This is a genomic window from Shewanella woodyi ATCC 51908, assembly GCF_000019525.1.
Classification (GTDB): domain Bacteria; phylum Pseudomonadota; class Gammaproteobacteria; order Enterobacterales; family Shewanellaceae; genus Shewanella; species Shewanella woodyi.
This window is the reverse complement of the sequence record NC_010506.1, coordinates 5,271,841-5,288,915: the sequence shown is the minus strand read 5'-3', so window position 1 is coordinate 5,288,915 and position 17,075 is coordinate 5,271,841. Positions and strand designations below refer to the sequence as shown.

Genomic DNA, 17,075 nt, shown 5'->3' with positions numbered 1-17,075 from the left:
TATTAATTACTCGGACATCTATTCATACCTGCACCACTTACAACGCATATTTTACCACCCAAACCTTGTTTATACGGCTCATAATTACTTTCAAAATTAACCCTGTTTGTTACTGTGCTTCCTGGTTGTGAAACAGCATTATTTACGAAAGGGTAGCCATCATCTGCCTTTTCTGCTATCGCTCCGGCAGCCGTATTACTATTTACTCCCCCTTGGAGTTCAGGCAAAGCACTGTACTCTAGCCCTCCAATTAAGGAGTCTGCTAATTTTCTTACAGCTGCATCAGATGCGTTAATGTTTCTATAAGTTACTGAACTTCCTTCTGTACTTAAGCTTAGCCAAGCGGCAGTATCATTTTGTAAAGTTCCTTCCGAGAAACCTTTCGTATCATTGTAAACCTCTCCCATGGTGTCATTGCCAACATCACCATAGGATCTAATAATTGCATTTGGATCGCCTAAATATTTTGCATGGTGAACAATGAAATTATGATTTGCTTTGACTGGCAATTTCAAGCGACGACTAACTAAAAATGATTTGGCCCCACTTGGATCAACCATATTAACCGGATCATTGCCTACATAAGCATAGATGTTCATCTGGTCTTCATAGAAAACAGGATCTGTTTGCAGGAAACGGCCTAGCTTTGGATGATAAAAACGGGCTTTATAGTAATATATACCGAGGTCTTTAAAGTGAAGTTGACCAGTATAAGCAAAACGGCTGTCATTACTTGGTTTGGGGATCCCATAAGTGTCATAAGCGAGTGTTTGAGTTACGTATCCGCTTTTATTACTATGAGCAATAATACTGCCTTGATGATCACTGTGCAAATAACGAATATTATTGGTACTAACAACGCTATTTCCATTAAATTGTAGCAATGGTTCATCGACCTTGTCTCCGTGAACGTATCGATTAATTATATTGCCACTGCTATTGTACTCTGCGATGAGTGCGTCACCATCGAACTCAAACTTTGTGTTCACACCATTGATTGTCGTTTCATGTAAACGCCCTAATGGGTCGTAAACAAAGGTGGCATTAGTATTGCCAGTTACTGTCAACAGTCTATTTTCATCATCATATGAATAGTAATTTGTTCCGTCTGACTTTAAATTACCATTGTTATCGTAGGTTAATGTTTTACCGTTAATATTTGTGTATTGATTCAAGTTGTTGACTTGGTAGCTGCCGACTAAGTTCTCATTACCTATATACTGATAAATAGAATTGCTTCTGTTAATACTGGTGATCTGATTTACAGGGTTATAGGTGAAGGTATTCGTTAAATCTTTATCAGTTGAAGGAAAATTCTGGTTAAAACTCTTTAGACGATTGATATTATCGTAGCCATAACTTGTGGACGCTCCAGTGGCACTGGCTCGGGTGATAATTGAGCGGCCTCCTGATCTGTCATAGGCAAAGCGTATTAGGTTTGAGTATGATGGGAAAAGTATGTTTGATATCCTATCAAGACCATCGAATTGATAGTAAAATGATTTATAATCAGAGTGATTAATATAGCTGCGGTTATTATTTTTGTCATATCCGAAACGCAATGTTTTCACAAAGGTGGGAGGACTATTATCATTCCCTCCCATTGCGATAGTTGTTGAGGTTAGATTACCTGCGCCATCATAAGTGTTAGTGACTCCTCGTGAATACTGGCCGTAATAAGGATGAGAGAACTTACTTGATAGCGTTAATCCTCTTAAGTCATAAGTATAAGATGTTGATAATCCAGAAGGAGGCTTTTTGGATGTTAATCTATGATTGTTATCGTAATAGTATTTGAATATTTTACCGTTACGTTTGGTTTCTTGAATTAGGTCATTATTTACATTGTAAGCGTAATGATTGTATGAGTTATCAGGATAATAACGATATTCAAGACGACCTCTTGAGTCATATGTTAGTCTTGTTTTATTATTATTTGCATCAGTTATACTTTTTAATTGTCCAATTTTTTCATTATCATATTCATTAGCTCTGTAAATTTGTTGCAACGGTGTGCCATAAGCTTTATAAACTCTGAGTATTTGACCAATGTTATCATACTCATATTTGGTAATACGGTCATAGCCAAATTCACTTGAGTGATTGGCAGAACAGGCACTGATAGATGTGTTATTAAAGCTGTTGGGTGTTAAACGTGTTGCCTCACATACCACCCTGTTATATTGGTCATAGCTTGTTTGTTTAAATTGACTTGTGACAAATTGATTGGTTGAGTTACGACCACTAGTTGCTATAGATACTGGTAAACCATTGTTATTATAAGTCGTGGTTTGTTCGGTTAAGCGATGAAATCCATACCAGTTTTTTGGTTTTACATTTTCATTTTGCCAATATGCTAATTCACCTGTCTCTACTTTTGTGAGTAAGCCTCTGCTGTTGTACGTGTTACGTGTTGCTATATACTTAAGAGGGCCTGAGTTATCAGGATCGGGTGAGATGACACCGGTGACTTGTCCACTTAAGTTATAGCGATAAGCGGTTGTATAGGGTTTAGCATTTTGTGCTGCATAACTGAAATTTGATAGTAAAGAAGCAAAAACAATAATGACTAAGACTATTGTGCTTTCATTAAAATGTTTAGAATATTCCATTATTCATACTCCCTGCCAATATTACAGCTACTAATATTTGATTTAGGTTGACTAATTTCTATTTGATTTCCGTATTTGTCATATTTAAAGCAGGTTCGTCGAACTGTAGGCTCACCTTGTGTTGTGAGGGTTGTTCCTAATAAGAAAAGATTATTGCCAGCTCCTCCTGTGCCATATTCGTAAGTGGTAGTGACTTTATCATTACTACTGCAATTACCATTGAGCATATTGCTATTTTTACATGTACTTGATGATGACAATAACCAAATTGGTTCATTAGCATTAGCTAGTACGCCCGCTGAGTTGATATATGTTGCATAATATTGTTGATATATATTTTTGATCTCTGCAATCAATCCTGACCTGTTTTTCGGATTTTTTATTGATTGTACTTGGCCTGATTGGTTGTGATAGGTGTAGAACGTATATCTACCTGTTGAGCCATAGCCATATCGGTCGGAAATTGCTGTTGGTTTATTGCATGTTTTGTAGCTTGAACACTGTCCGTTGTATCTATACTGGTAAGCAATTGTTTGAGAATTAACCCCATCGACACCAACAAGTCGACCATAGGTATCATAATGATACTCTGTTGTCGTTTGGTTGAGTTTGTCCTCAATACGCTCAACTTTATTTATTATATCTTGTGATAAATGGACCTTTTTATTCCATGATTCAATTAGGTAAGGTACGGTAAATTTTTTACCAAAAGGGGATGTAGATGTTGTTTTTGTGCGGACACTATTAATACTTTTATAAGCACCACCAAATGCTTGCATATCTCCAGTGCCTGGGCGGCCATAGAGATGCATAAGAGTTCCGACATTATAACTAGTTGAACGACCGTTTTTTAGAGCTTTTATAATGACACCTTGTTCGGTTGGTGCGTACCAAACAGACATGCCGCTAGGGATTAATGCGAAAGTGTTTTTGTATTTATAACCGACCTCTTCCCCCGTATTACTTTTTATTCGTACAATTCTAGGGAAGGTCGCTTCACCATCAGTAACATCTTCAATATCGCCATTTGGGGACAATGCTTTGTGATGAAACTCAGTGACTCTGCCTGTAGCATCAGTGACTGAGAATAAGCTGCTTCCAATATAAAAGGCGCGGGGCATTCCATCGGGCCAGTGGTAGTTAACCTCTGGCCATTCGTGTTGCGTTTCACAGGTGTTACCTAATATCGGGCATGTTTCTACTGCATTATTTAGAGCAATAATTTTGCTTGGATGGTAATAGGACCAATTGTTTGAATCAGCAGGCATTGAAGGTCGATTTGTCGAGCTGCGTTTACTTGCCTCCAGGGGGCGTGAATGTCTATCGTAGATGTATTTAAGTTGAAGGCCATTATTACTGGTCACGCTTTTGATAGGCGTAGACCCTATTGACCCTATTGAATCTGCCCCAGCTTCTCGATGAATTGTTATCGTATGCCCATTGGTGTATTTAATTTGGGTCATATAGCCTCTAGCATTATACTCTGGCGTTAATACGCTAGGATTAGGGCTAGTGCGCTTAAATATCACTACTGTGCCGTCTTCTCTGGTTAATTCAAAGTTACTTCCTACAATTTTCAAAGTAACATTTTTGTTCTTCATTGCTTCAAATTGACCACTGTCATTTACTTCGAATTGTGTTGTTCCTATATCATCTGTAACTGTGGTAACTTCATAATTCTCTCTTAAGCCCCAAGGCCAGTCTGGTACAGTTTCTCTGCTGTATTCGGTTCTTCGAATGGCTCCTTGATATTTCTCTTTATATCCAGGAAATACAGCATCCCAATTTAAGGCATCACTCGCATTTATACTAATATGATGGGTAAGTGCAAGTGCGCCATGACCTATACTCAAATCGTTTAAAGAGTAGTTAATTTGCCCACCGGCTAAATTTATATAGTTACTATCTACTAGCTGGTATATTGGTTCGCCTACTTCTGGTCCATCATCTGCTGCATTAGCAGAAAGAGCAATTGCACTGAAAAATAGGCCTAGTTTAAATACGAAAACAGTATTTACCCATGAATTACATTTAAACATTGAAACTCTCCATTTTCATTAGGCTTAAAAATAATTAGTCATTTTGAAATATGATTTTAAGGGGGAGATAAAAATTATGGACAATTGCCAATAGTGACGTTTTCACGATTTCCTGCATCATCGTAAGAATATAAGCGGTCACCATTTAGATCGTCAGTGGTGCAAGTGACTCTGCCTAATGCATCATATTGATATTGTGTTTCAACCATTTCGGTTACGGCTACAGTTCCTGCTAGATATTTTAGCCCACATTGATTACTGTCATTACAAGCTTGGATTTCAACTCTATGACTGCCTGTCGATAAGTTACTCAATAAGAAACTATTTTCAGTTACAATAATAACCCTCTTTTCTCCATTTTCCTCTGTAATAATAATTTGATAATAACTTGCGTTGCTTACTGCAGACCAAGTTAGTCTAAAACTATTATCTGCAGACATACTTGTGATACTACCACTGGCTGTAGTTGATATAATTGGGATAAAACTTGTGATATCACCTACCGCTATAGGAATGAATACAGCTTGATCAGTACTTGCTTTGACCGTAACGATATTGAAAATGAATATCTGGCTTATAAGAAAAACATAAAGATTTTTTATTTTATATATATTGTTATACATAAATTACATTCCTTTGTTTTTATTGTAACTTTTGATAGCGCTTACATTGCAATATATATAAATTGAACTACATTGTCTACTTTTTGCTCTTTTTTTGTTTTTTTAACTCCGTTTTATTGCTATTTCTTGGTGTTACTAGCTGCTAATTTTAAATTTGTCAGTTATTAATGCCTTGATTGTGATTGGTGGCACTTCATAGCCTGCTCCTCTTTACTTGGCTTTTCTTGCCTCTAGCTCTTGGCGTACCTCATTGGCTTTTGCTTCTGTAATGGGATAGCCCATGATCAACCAGATCGCGATGGCAGATGTAATAATCGGAATGAGTACATCAAATAGTCTCATTAAAAAGATGGTATCGTCGGTTTGTGCACTACCTAGTGCCACATCGAATCCGGTGACATTAAGGAGTACACCACCCGCGGCGAGTGCGACAGCCATTCCCAGTTTAACCACCCACCAATAGATAGAGCCGAACATGCCTTCACGGCGCTCGCGGGTTTTTAGTTCATCGAAATCGCATACATCGGCGATCATCGATCCCATTAATGTGAACAGTCCACCTAAACCAAAGGCGATGAATACTGGGGGAATTAATAGCAGCAGTGGATGTTCTGGGTTGTAGCAGATCCATTTGAGAGCGTAGCCAAATATTGAAATTCCTGTGACAGCATAAAAAGCACGACGTTTACCTAAGCTGGCGGAGAGTTTAGTAACGATAAAGATGACGCAGAAGGTGGAGATGGCTGAGACGGTACCTGACCAACCTGCATATTCAGCGCCTAATGCTTGATCACCGCCGAAGACGTAGTAAATGATGACATAAGTTTGGAATGAAGAGACCATCATAAAGCCGTTGAAAACTAGAAAAGTGGCGCCACACAGACTCAAAAATGGTTTAAATTTGATGGTGGCTAAAAAGCCCTTGAAGAAATCACCGACGCCAGCAGGAAACTCCTCAACGTTAGCCTCCTTTTTATCGACACTATTGGTGTTGGCCTCGTCTGTATCAGCAGTTATCTGAGTATGCTTAGCTGGTTTTTTTGAAGGTTCTTTAAGAAAAATAGCCGGTAAAATCCCCACACAGATAGTAAAGCCACCTATGATGATTGCCAGCCATCCAGCTCCCTCAATCATATCGTCAAATAGCAGGTCGGACTGCATAAACCAGAGAAACCATGGTGCGGTTAACCAGGCTATTTGTCCCATAAAATTTTGTACAGCCATTAAGCTGGTACGTTCATGGTAATCAGGTGTTAATTCGTAACCGAGCGCAACCCAGGGGGTGGCGAACACGGTATAGGCAAGGTAAAAAAGCACTGAGCCTATGAGGAAAAACCAGAAGTAGAAAGATTCGCTCTGCTCTCTCGGCACTTGCCATAACATGGCAAAAATTAAGCCTGCGGCAATGGCTCCAAAAAAGATAAAGGGGCGACGACGTCCCCATTTCGTCTTGCTGTGATCTGAGATATACCCCATAAGAGGGTCGGTTAAGGCGTCGGTTAATCGAGGTAGTGCTCCCAATAATCCAACAAGTGCTGGATTCATTCCTAAGCCTAAATTCAATACGATCAGCATGCCGCCGATAGCAGCACCCAATAGATTATTGACGAAGGCGCCTAACCCATAAATAAATTTTTGAATGGGGGGGACTCTATCTTCAGCGGCTATTTTGTTGATCTCTTTTGAGTGCATATTGAAGGTTCCCAACCTAAAGATTACTTGCCAAGCTACCTAGATAGTTAAGGTAAACAATACTGAAACGGTGAGTCGGTCGTTTAAGACGTTGAAATGGTCATCAGTGATCTGTTTTAGGGTTTCTCGATTCACGGGCCTGTTTTACCTTTCTATCTCAAATAGAGTCCGCTTGAGCGGTTTTGAGTTGTTTGGGACTTAAGTCAGCATATGATTAATGATAGTCATTTTTTGCTGAGCGCTTTTTAAGAGCGGAGTCTATGTCAGAACAAGATCATTCACAGTTTAGTAGTGAGCAGCTAAGTGAAGTTGATTCTTATATCGACGATTTACTGTTGCAGATGACATTGAGTGAGAAAGTAGGCCAGATGAGCCAGTGTTCAGGGGTGGGCGGCTTTTTGCCAAATGAGCTGGTGGAGGATATTCAAGGTGGCAAGGTAGGCTCTGTTATCAATGAGGTGAACCTTGATGTGGTCAACGAGATGCAACGCATTGCGGTTGAAGAGAGTCGACTAGGTATACCTCTGTTGATTGGCCGGGATGTGATCCACGGCTTTAAAACCATATTCCCAATCCCCTTAGGACAAGCGGCTAGTTGGTCTCCAGAAGTGGTTAAGCTTGGAGCAAAGATAAGTGCAATGGAGTCGGCATCTGTCGGTGTTAATTGGACCTTTGCACCTATGATTGATATCAGCCGCGATCCTCGTTGGGGGCGGGTTGCTGAAAGTTTAGGGGAAGATCCCTATCTATGTTCAGAGCTAGGCAAGGCGATGATTACTGGTTTTCAAGGCGACTCTTTATCTGCGCCCGGCGCTATTGCGGCATGCGCTAAACATTTTGCTGGATATGGCGCAGCGGAAAGTGGCCGAGACTACAACACAGTTAACCTTTCAGAACATGAGCTGAGAAATGTATATCTGCCCCCTTTTAAGGCAGCCGCTCAAGCAGGGGTTGCCACTTTTATGTCTGCTTTTAATGAACTTAATGGGATTCCAGCTTCAGGTAATGAGTGGCTGATGAAGCAAGTGCTTCGTGAAGAGTGGGGTTACGACGGGTTTGTGGTTAGCGACTGGGAGTCGATTAAGCAGTTAACTATTCATGGTTTCTGTGAAGATGAAAAGATGGCGGCATTTGAGGCCATTAATGCTGGTATTGATATGGAGATGGTAAGCAGAAGTTATCAGCAGCATCTTGAAGCTTTGATAGATGAGGGCAAGCTTGAGTTAGCCCAGATTGATATTATGGTGAGACGTATCCTCACCTTGAAGTATGAGTTAGGCCTGTTTGATAACCCGTTTACCGATCCTAAAACACTGCCCACTTTGCTTAACCCCTCACATCTATTAGCTGCAAAAGAGGCTGCGATCAAATCTTGTGTGCTGTTAAAAAATAGCGAGAACAAGTTACCTTTAGATAAACATCAGCTTCAATCCATCGCAGTGATAGGCCCTTTGGCCGATGATGGTTATGAACAGTTAGGAACTTGGATTTTTGATGGTGAAGCTGAGCATAGCACTAGCTGCTTAGCTGCGTTAAAAGATTATGTAGGTTCAGAGGTAGAGATTAAATTTGCTCAAGGGCTGGAGACTTCACGTAGTGAGCAGCAAGCTGGATTTGATGAAGCTGTTAACCTTGCCCATGAGTCTGATCTGGTGTTGATGTTTTTGGGGGAGGAGTCGATTTTATCAGGGGAGGCTCACTGCCGTTCAAACATCAATCTTCCTGGTGCTCAAGAGCAGCTGATTGAGGCCGTCGCTGCTACTGGGAAGTCTATTGTTTTGGTGGTAATGGCAGGAAGGCCGCTGACACTGACGAATGTGATTGATAAAGTTGATGCCGTTCTTTATGCCTGGCATCCGGGAACGATGGGAGGGCCAGCGATTACCGAGTTACTGTTTGGTATCAAAGCCCCTTCGGGCAAGCTTCCTATCAGTTTTCCTCGTGTTGTTGGGCAGATCCCCCTCTATTACTCACAAAAGCACACAGGTAAACCCGCCACAGATGAGAGTTTTGTGCATATGAAGGATATTCCTCAGCGAGCTCAGCAAACCTCACTCGGTATGGCAGCAACTCACCTCGATACCCATTTCACCCCTTTATTTCCTTTTGGATTCGGCCTCTCGTATAGTGAATGTCACTATAGAGATATCGAGGTCAGTCATACCGCTATCGCTATGGGTGGTACGGTTACGATCACAGCTCAAGTCTCGAATGTGGGTAAACGAGAATGCGAAGAGGTGGTCCAGCTCTATGTTCGTGATCTAGTGGCTAATGTGACGCGTCCAGTTAAAGAGTTAAAAGGGTTTCAGCGCATCTCGTTAATGGCTGGTGAGAGTCAAGTGGTCAGCTTTTCTCTTCACACTGATGATGTTGCCTTTTATGACAGAAACATGGTGTTGAAAGCAGAGCCTGGACTGTTTGATGTCTGGATAGGTGGAGATTCAGACACTCGGCTGCGTAGTCAATTTAGTATCAAGGGAGATGATATGTGAATGAAGAGATTACTGCGAGATCCCAAGATTAAAGCCAAGGTCGATAAACTGTTGGCTCAGATGACGTTAGAGCAAAAGATTGGCCAGATGATCCAAGTTGAACGCTTATCTTGTACGCCTGATGAGGTTAAACATTACCATTTGGGTTCTGTTTTCAGTGGTGCGGGCTCAGCTCCCGATGATAACTCTCCCAAAGGATGGACTGAGATGTTGGACCAATACTGGCTTGCCTCCACCGAAAAGGATGAGCAGCACTTAGGTGTGCCGATTCTCTATGGCGTTGATGCCATACATGGCCATAACAATGTCAAAGGAGCGACGATTTTCCCACATAACATCGGCTTAGGTGCTGCTGATGATCCCAGTCTTGTGGGTCATATTGCGGCAGTGACATCAATAGAGGTGCTGGCCACTGGTGTCGACTGGGTATTTGCTCCCAACTTGGCTGTTGCACAAGATCCCCATTGGGGTCGAACCTATGAAAGTTTTTCAGAGTCTCCTCAAATTGCCGTGAAATACGCAGAGCGGATCATCAATGGTTTTCATAAAGGGTTTAACGAGATTGGCGTATTAACCTGTGTGAAGCATTGGGTTGGAGATGGCGGGACAAGTCACGGTATTGATCATGGTAATACATTGCTTGATTTTGCCGATCTAAAAAACATCCATATGCAGCCCTATTACGCCGCTCTCGAGGCGGGAGCATTAACCGTGATGGCCTCATTTAGCAGTTGGAATGGCAATAAATGCCATGGCAACCGAGCCCTGTTAACCGATATGTTGAAAGGGGAGATGCAATTCCAGGGCTTTATTCTCTCTGATATGGATGGCATAGATTATCTCTCTGATGATTATTATACCTGTGTTGAAACAGCGGTAAATGCAGGTATCGATATGTTTATGTTAACGAATCATTGGCAGATGTTTATCGAACACCTGAAAAGTCATGTGGAGTTGGGCCGAGTGCCAATGTCGCGCATCGATGATGCGGTGCGCAGAATACTCTCAGTTAAAGTGAAAGCTGGTGTGTTTGAGAAAGTTCAACCAAGCCTGCGAGTTGGTGCTAACAGTGGTAATTTTGGCAGTTTTGCACACAGAGAAGTAGCAAGGGAAGCTGTTAGAAAGTCCATGGTATTACTTAAAAATGATGCCAATATGCTGCCTTTAAATAAGAGTTCTCGTATCTTGGTTGCTGGTAAAAATGCCCATAACAGAGGAAATCAATGTGGCGGCTTTACGCTCGACTGGCAAGGCAGAACAGGTAACAGCGCCATCGAAGGCGGCAGCTCTATTTGGGATGGTATTAAAGCGGTTGCACCTAACGCAACACTTATCTCTTCATTGGACGAGTTAAATGATACTCAGGAGCAAGACTTAGATAAATATGAGGTTGCGATACTGGTTATAGGTGAGCAACCTTATGCCGAAGGAGTGGGCGATATAAGGGAGAGTGATGAGATTATTGTTGAGATGGGCTCTCAGATAGATGGCCAGATTAACCTACTGCAGCCCTATGGAAAAAGTCTTGAGCTTGCCAAGCTACACCCTGAAGATGGTGAACTTATTCGCAGGTTTGAGGCGCAAGGTATTTCCGTAGTAACAGTGCTTGTTTCTGGCAGACCACTGATTATTAATCCGGAGCTTAATTCCTCTAATGCCTTTATTGCTGCTTGGCTGCCTGGCTCAGAGGGGCAGGGTGTTAGCGATCTAATATTTGGTGATGATAACTTTAGCGGTAAGCTCTCATTTACTTGGCCTAAACAGCTTAAAACACTCAATACTGACAGCACTGCTTTGTTCTCTGTAGGATTTGGTCTTAAATACTAAATAACCCCACCAGAAAATACTTAAAATTGATTATCAAGTAAGTTCATCAGTCGCTGCTTTCATTTTGTACTCTTTTCGTTGTACTCTGGAATTCAATCAACAAAATAATAATGATAAGCATCGACGAGGTTTGAATGGAAAGAATTACTGATTTTGTCAACATGATCAATGGCTTTGTATGGGGTACCCCTATGCTTGTCATGATCTTAGGTGTTGGCTTATTTCTCTCGGTAGGGTTAAAACTCATGCCGATTTTGAAACTAGGTACAGGCTTTAAACTGTTATGGTCCGGCCGGATCCCGGATAAAGATAAAAATATGAAGGGGGAGATTAGCCCCTTTAATGCCTTGATGACTTCACTGTCGGCCACAATTGGTACCGGTAATATCGCTGGTGTGGCTACCGCTATCTTTATTGGTGGTCCTGGAGCACTATTTTGGATGTGGTGTACCGCGCTGGTGGGTATGGCAACTAAGTTCTCTGAGGCGGTATTAGCGGTTAAATTCCGTGAAGTTGATGATAAAGGTGAGCACATTGGTGGTCCCATGTATTACATCAAAAACGGCTTAGGTAGTAAGTGGGCTTGGTTAGGTACTGCCTTTGCCCTATTTGGCTCATTTGCTGGTTTCGGAATTGGTAATACGGTTCAGTCGAACTCGGTGGCTGATGCGTTAAGCAGTAACTTTGGCGTACCCACTTGGATTACTGGGGTCGTACTAATGCTGCTGGTTGGTGCTGTATTGATGGGTGGAATTAAGCGCATTGCCGACGTGGCAGGTAAGCTGGTTCCCCTGATGAGCGTATTTTATATCGGTGCGGGTATTGCGGTACTGATAGTCAATGCTTCAGAGATCCCCGATGCGATAGCCTTGATTGTGCACAGCGCATTTAACCCTGTTGCAGCACAAGGTGGCTTTGCTGGTGCAGCGGTTTGGGCTGCGATTCGTTTTGGTGTGGCACGTGGTGTGTTTTCAAATGAGGCTGGTTTAGGTAGTGCGCCCATTGCCCATGCTTCGGCACAAACCAACAATCCAGTGGCGCAAGGTTTAGTGGCCATGTTAGGTACCTTTATCGATACCTTGATCGTTTGTAGCATCACAGGTCTAGCGATTATTGTTACAGGCAGTTGGACCTCAGGTGAGAATGGTGCGGCGTTAACCTCATTAGCCTTCTCGTCGGCTATTCCCATGGGTAATTATATTGTTGCTATTGCCCTGTCTGTTTTCGCTTTTACAACCATTCTGGGTTGGAGCGTTTACAGTGAAAAGTGTGTTCAGTATCTGCTTGGTGTAAAAGCGGTGAAGCCGTTTAGAGTGTTATGGATTCTCGTGGTACCTCTAGGGGCAATTAGTTCACTGGACTTCATCTGGCTGTTGGCCGATACCCTTAATGCCATGATGGCGATACCTAACTTGATAGCTTTAGCGCTGTTAAGTCCAGTGGTATTCACTCTAACCCGTGAGTTTTTTATCAAAAAGCGCGAGGAAGACGAGAAAGCCAAGGCTGGTGTTTAACTCGCTAAGTGATACTTGAAAATAAAGCGCCGAAAGGCGCTTTTTTATAGCTAATCCAAACGCTTATTGAATCGCAGTGAGGCGATAATAATTCCAATTACAGTAAAGCCCACTAACCAGAGTGTATCGAAGGGCATATCGCCTATCTCTCCCCCTCTAAGTACTACGGCGCGAATGATCCTCATAAAGTGAGTCGCAGGTAAGATCTCTGCAATCCATTGGGCGGGTTTTGGCATGGCTTCAAAAGGAAACATAAAGCCTGACAGTAAGATGGTGGGCAGTATGATAAAGATGGTCATCTGCATCGCCTGTAATTGAGTTCGAGCTATGGTCGAGATAATTAGCCCTAAGGTTAAACTGGCGGCGATAAAGAGCAAGGTGCCCATAAGCAGTTGTGCTAGAGAGCCATTTATTGGTACATCGAAGATAAAATGCCCCAGCCCTAAAATAATAGTCATCTGGATCAAACCCACAATAATGTAGGGCAGAATCTTACCCAGCATCAGTTCCAGTGGCTTGATTGGGGTGGTGATCAATAGCTCCAAATTCCCCTTTTCACGCTCGCGAACTATGGCTGCCGAGGTGAACAGGATCATGGTCATGGTGAGGATAACCGCGATTAGCCCTGGCACGATATTAACTGCAGATCGCTGCTCAGGGTTGTAGAAGAGGGCAACCTCAAAGGTGGCAGGCTTTTGAGTATTGATGCCAGTTATCTGATCCAGCGGCATGTTTCTCAGCTGCTTCATAGCACCGGCGATCATGGTATCTGAGCCATCGACTATCCACTGGCCTAAGGTTTCATTGTTGGCGAGTTTTTCGGTGAGATTAGGGGGTAAGATAAGTGCGGCTCGTATCTCACCGCGAGTGATAGCAGCCTCCGCCTCTGTGCTTGTTTTATAAAAGGCTTCGACGGAGACAACCTGAGTCACTTTAATCGCTTCAACTATCCAGCGACCTGCCGCCGAGTCACTTTGATCGACGATGGCAACGGGCACATTGCGAACATCTGTGTTGATGGCGTAGCCAAAAAGCAGCAGTTGGATCAGGGGGATCATCACCACCATTCCAAAAGTAATACGATCTCGTTTTAGTTGTCGGATCTCTTTGACTGTGATGGCTTTTATTCTGCGGATGCTGTTGATAAATGACATATTACACCTCCGCCGAGGTTAGTGAGGAGGAAGGCTGTTGGCCAGTGACTGTCACAAACACATCTTCAAGGTTAGGTGGGGCGAGTCTTATCTCAGCTTGATGTAGAGTTGGCATTGTCTGCCTTAGCCAAGTAGCGGGATCGGTGACTCTATTGTCGACTAAAACCCGTAAGCGAGAGCCGAGCTGGGCTGCGGATTTGATCTCTTTAAAGGTGGTCAGGGAGTTTTTAAGCTCCCTTAGGTTAGAGTGACTCACTTCGAGCACATTTGCGCCCATCTGCTGCATTAAATCATTGGGGCTGCCATCGGCGCGGATAAAACCTTGCTCCATAATCGCAAGACCATGGCAACGCTCCGCTTCATCCATATAGTGGGTGGTGACCAAGATACTGGTACCAGTTTCAGATAGATCGAACAGCTGCTCCCAAAAATCCCGCCGGTTTTGTGGATCAACAGCCGAGGTGGGCTCATCGAGAAACAGTAGTTCAGGATCGTTAAGGCAGGCACAGGCCAGTGATAGTCGCTGTTTTTGTCCTCCGCTTAAGGTGCCTGCAAACTGATGTTGCTGTTTGAGCAAGTTATAGGTGCTGATCAACTTAGATATTTTGCTATGACTGTCATTGGGACTCAGGCAGTAGATCTGGGCGATAAACTCTAGGTTTTCCTTGACGGTAAGATCCTCATAGAGGGAGAACTTCTGGGTCATATAGCCTATTCGTAACCTGAGTGCTTCGGCTTGTTTGGGTATCGACATGCCTAATACTTGAATGGAGCCCTCAGTGGGTGTTAGCAAGCCAGTTAACATACGTATGCTGGTGGATTTACCACAGCCATTAGGTCCAAGAAAGCCGTAAATATGCCCCTTAGGCACTTGCAGGTTTAGATCAGATACGGCAGCCAGTTGACCGAACTTCTTAGTGAGCCCCTTAGCATCGATAGCGAGTTCGGAGGAGCGACTTAAGCTGCTCATTATGGCAGCTCCACTTGTGAAGGGATCCCAGTTGGCAGTGCGTCGGCATCGCTGCCGAGATCGACTTCTGCTAGAAATACAAGTCGCGATCTGTCTTGCTGATTCAGAGCGTAGTAGGGGGTGAATGCCGATTCTTGGCTGAGTCGACGCAGGGTGCCGATAAAAGGGGTCTCTATGCCATCGACTCGTACTCTCATCTTTTGACCTATGGTGAGTTTTGCCATGTAGGGCTCAGGGACATAGACGCGAGCATAGGGAGCGTTATCGGCTTGAATGGCAACAATGACCGCACCGGAGGGGACACGTTCGCCTAAGTTAAAAGGCAGGCTGTCCAGTCGACCACTTCGTGTTGCGATAACACTTAAATCATCTAAGGTCTGCTCCTCTAATGAGAGGTTAGCGATACTGGCATCCAGTGCGGCTTTAGCCTGATTGATATCTTCTACACGTACTCCAGCTATGAGTTTACTTAGGTTCTCTTTGGCAACCACAAGTTCGGCTTGAGCCTTGTCTTTGTTGGCTTTTGCTGCGTCTTGAGTGGCTTGACTGGTGAGTTTTTGCTTGAGTAGACTTGAGCTACGTTGATAGCTTTGATTAGCTTCGACTAGCGCAGCTTGAGTACGGGCAACATTGGCCTGTGCGCTGGCGATATCTTCTGGTCTTTCACCATTAGTTAGCCTTAGCAGGTAAGATTCAGCCTTACTCACCTCGGCTTTGGCAAAGGCGACTCTTGCCAGTTGCTTACGGGTATCGAACTGAACTAAGAGTTCACCTTTTTCTACTCGGTTTCCCTCTTTTTGAGGCAGGGCCGTGATGATTTCGCTGACAGTGGCTCTGAGTAGCACCCGATCACGCTCTAAGGTGCCTAAAGCTTGGTTACTCACCTCTCCCTGACAGGCTGTCAGGATAAGAGGTAACAACATGAAGAATAATGGTTTCATCTCAAGCTCCTTGCTTTAGGCAAACTTATGTTTATACCAATCTAGTTATGACAGGTATTGCAGAGTAAATAAACAGTAGCGATCACGCTTATTGTTATCTTAATCGCTTAACTCCTGGAGAGTGTCCGCTCCAGTTCTTGTAGGCACGGAAAAACACTCTGACATCACTAAAGCCAAGTTCGACCGCTATCTCACTGGCTGATAACTCACTACAAGCAAGCCAATAGTCGGCCATCTCGTGGCGAATATTATCCACTAATGTTTGGTAACTTACCCCTTGCTTTAACAGCTTGCGCTGCAGGGTTCTCCCCGTGAGGTGAAGCTGGTTGGCAACCAAGTCTCGGCTTATTGTACCCTGTGGCAGAAGTTGGCGGATAACCCGAGCGGTAGCCAATTGTAGTTGATCGTCGCTGCCCATATGTTTGAGCCTTTGCTGCGCGTTAGCCATCAATTGTGGCAGGCGACGGTTATCGCCGCTGGGAAGTGGGCGAGTCAGCATCGCTTTGTCGATAAGGATGGCATTTTCACTCTGTTCAAATAGAACCGGACAGGCGAAAAGGGTTTGGTAATCCTTGACCTCCTGCAAGCTAGGCTGAGATCTCTGTAGCTTAACCTCAACGGCTGTCGCGCGGTTATCCTCCATCAGAAAACGAGCAAAGTTGACCCAAGAGGCCAACACGTTATCGATAAGGTGAGGGATAACCAATGGGTGACTATATTGGCAGTGCCACACCATTTTTAAGCCTTGAGGATGTTCCCTTAACTCTGTGCTCCCCATGTCTCCTACAAGCTTCTCAAGCGGCATCGCTTGCTTAAGGGCTTGGGCGAAGTTATCTGAGTTTAAGCCTATCTGTCCCAAAATAGTGAAGCGGTCTGGCTGAATAAATCGAGCGCTGTAGAGACCAAAAAGTGGGTGTTCTGAGTGCTCAATGAGGTGGTGAAGTAGCCGCTGAAACTGTTCGCCATCGATGCGGGCATCTGCGTCATAGAGTGTGGCTTTATCTATACCAACCAAAGCAAGCGCTGCAGAAATATCAACCTTGCAATGCCTAGCTGCCTGCAAAAACTGTTGTACAGGCGGCATAGAGGTGGTGCCTAGTGACGGAGAAGAGGGGGCTTTTATCACTGGCATAGGCTGTGTCTCCATCGCTTGTTTAATGTTCATCTTGTCCATATATGTCACTGACAAAATGTTGCGATATTGTAGGATA

The 17,075-nt window shown here is 43.5% G+C and carries 11 protein-coding genes; 3 read left to right on the top strand and 8 right to left on the bottom strand.

The features are described 5' to 3' along the window. Positions 1-2 precede the first annotated feature (2 nt). The 4 genes from SWOO_RS22395 to SWOO_RS22380 form a co-directional block, all read right to left on the bottom strand. On the bottom strand, positions 3-2,612 hold the full coding sequence (locus SWOO_RS22395; RefSeq protein WP_012326949.1) for an RHS repeat domain-containing protein: 2,610 nt from the start codon (positions 2,610-2,612) through the stop codon (positions 3-5). Then, positions 2,612-4,651 carry a hypothetical protein gene (locus SWOO_RS22390; protein ID WP_012326948.1) on the bottom strand — a complete coding sequence of 680 codons (2,040 nt, stop codon included), beginning with the start codon at positions 4,649-4,651 and terminating at the stop codon, positions 2,612-2,614. The genes SWOO_RS22395 and SWOO_RS22390 overlap by 1 nt, the downstream gene beginning before the upstream one ends. A 74-nt stretch (positions 4,652-4,725) precedes the next feature. Next, the gene (locus tag SWOO_RS22385) at positions 4,726-5,274 is read right to left on the bottom strand and encodes an RHS repeat protein (RefSeq protein WP_012326947.1); all 549 of its coding nucleotides are present in this window, start codon (positions 5,272-5,274) and stop codon (positions 4,726-4,728) included. Positions 5,275-5,484: 210 nt separating this feature from the next. Next, entirely contained in the window at positions 5,485-6,966 is a 1,482-nt protein-coding gene (locus tag SWOO_RS22380) for an MFS transporter (protein ID WP_012326946.1), read from the bottom strand. 260 nt (positions 6,967-7,226) lie between these two features. On the opposite strand from SWOO_RS22380, the gene bglX reads away from it, so the two are divergent. The 3 genes from bglX to SWOO_RS22365 all read left to right on the top strand — a co-directional run bounded on the left by bglX (position 7,227) and on the right by SWOO_RS22365 (position 12,799). Beyond that, positions 7,227-9,458, top strand: a complete 2,232-nt coding sequence (bglX, locus tag SWOO_RS22375; protein ID WP_012326945.1) for a beta-glucosidase BglX — start codon at positions 7,227-7,229, stop codon at positions 9,456-9,458. Continuing rightward, positions 9,459-11,285 carry a glycoside hydrolase family 3 protein gene (locus SWOO_RS22370; RefSeq protein ID WP_012326944.1) on the top strand — a complete coding sequence of 609 codons (1,827 nt, stop codon included), beginning with the start codon at positions 9,459-9,461 and terminating at the stop codon, positions 11,283-11,285. It begins immediately after the preceding gene. A 134-nt stretch (positions 11,286-11,419) separates the two neighbouring features. Beyond that, positions 11,420-12,799 (top strand): alanine/glycine:cation symporter family protein, encoded by a 1,380-nt coding sequence (locus SWOO_RS22365; RefSeq protein WP_012326943.1) that lies wholly within the window; start codon positions 11,420-11,422, stop codon positions 12,797-12,799. 50 nt (positions 12,800-12,849) lie between these two features. Here the strand turns inward: SWOO_RS22365 and SWOO_RS22360 are convergent, their stop codons facing one another. The 4 genes from SWOO_RS22360 to SWOO_RS22345 form a co-directional block, all read right to left on the bottom strand. Then, on the bottom strand, positions 12,850-13,953 hold the full coding sequence (locus SWOO_RS22360) for an ABC transporter permease (protein ID WP_012326942.1): 1,104 nt from the start codon (positions 13,951-13,953) through the stop codon (positions 12,850-12,852). Between the two features lies 1 nt (position 13,954). Further along, the gene (locus SWOO_RS22355; RefSeq protein ID WP_012326941.1) at positions 13,955-14,923 is read right to left on the bottom strand and encodes an ABC transporter ATP-binding protein; all 969 of its coding nucleotides are present in this window, start codon (positions 14,921-14,923) and stop codon (positions 13,955-13,957) included. Continuing rightward, entirely contained in the window at positions 14,923-15,864 is a 942-nt protein-coding gene (locus tag SWOO_RS22350; RefSeq protein ID WP_012326940.1) for an HlyD family secretion protein, read from the bottom strand. Before SWOO_RS22350 ends, SWOO_RS22355 begins: the two co-directional genes overlap by 1 nt. 94 nt (positions 15,865-15,958) lie before the next feature. Then, positions 15,959-17,029, bottom strand: a complete 1,071-nt coding sequence (locus SWOO_RS22345) for an AraC family transcriptional regulator (protein ID WP_229377262.1) — start codon at positions 17,027-17,029, stop codon at positions 15,959-15,961. Between the last annotated feature and the right edge of the window lie 46 nt (positions 17,030-17,075).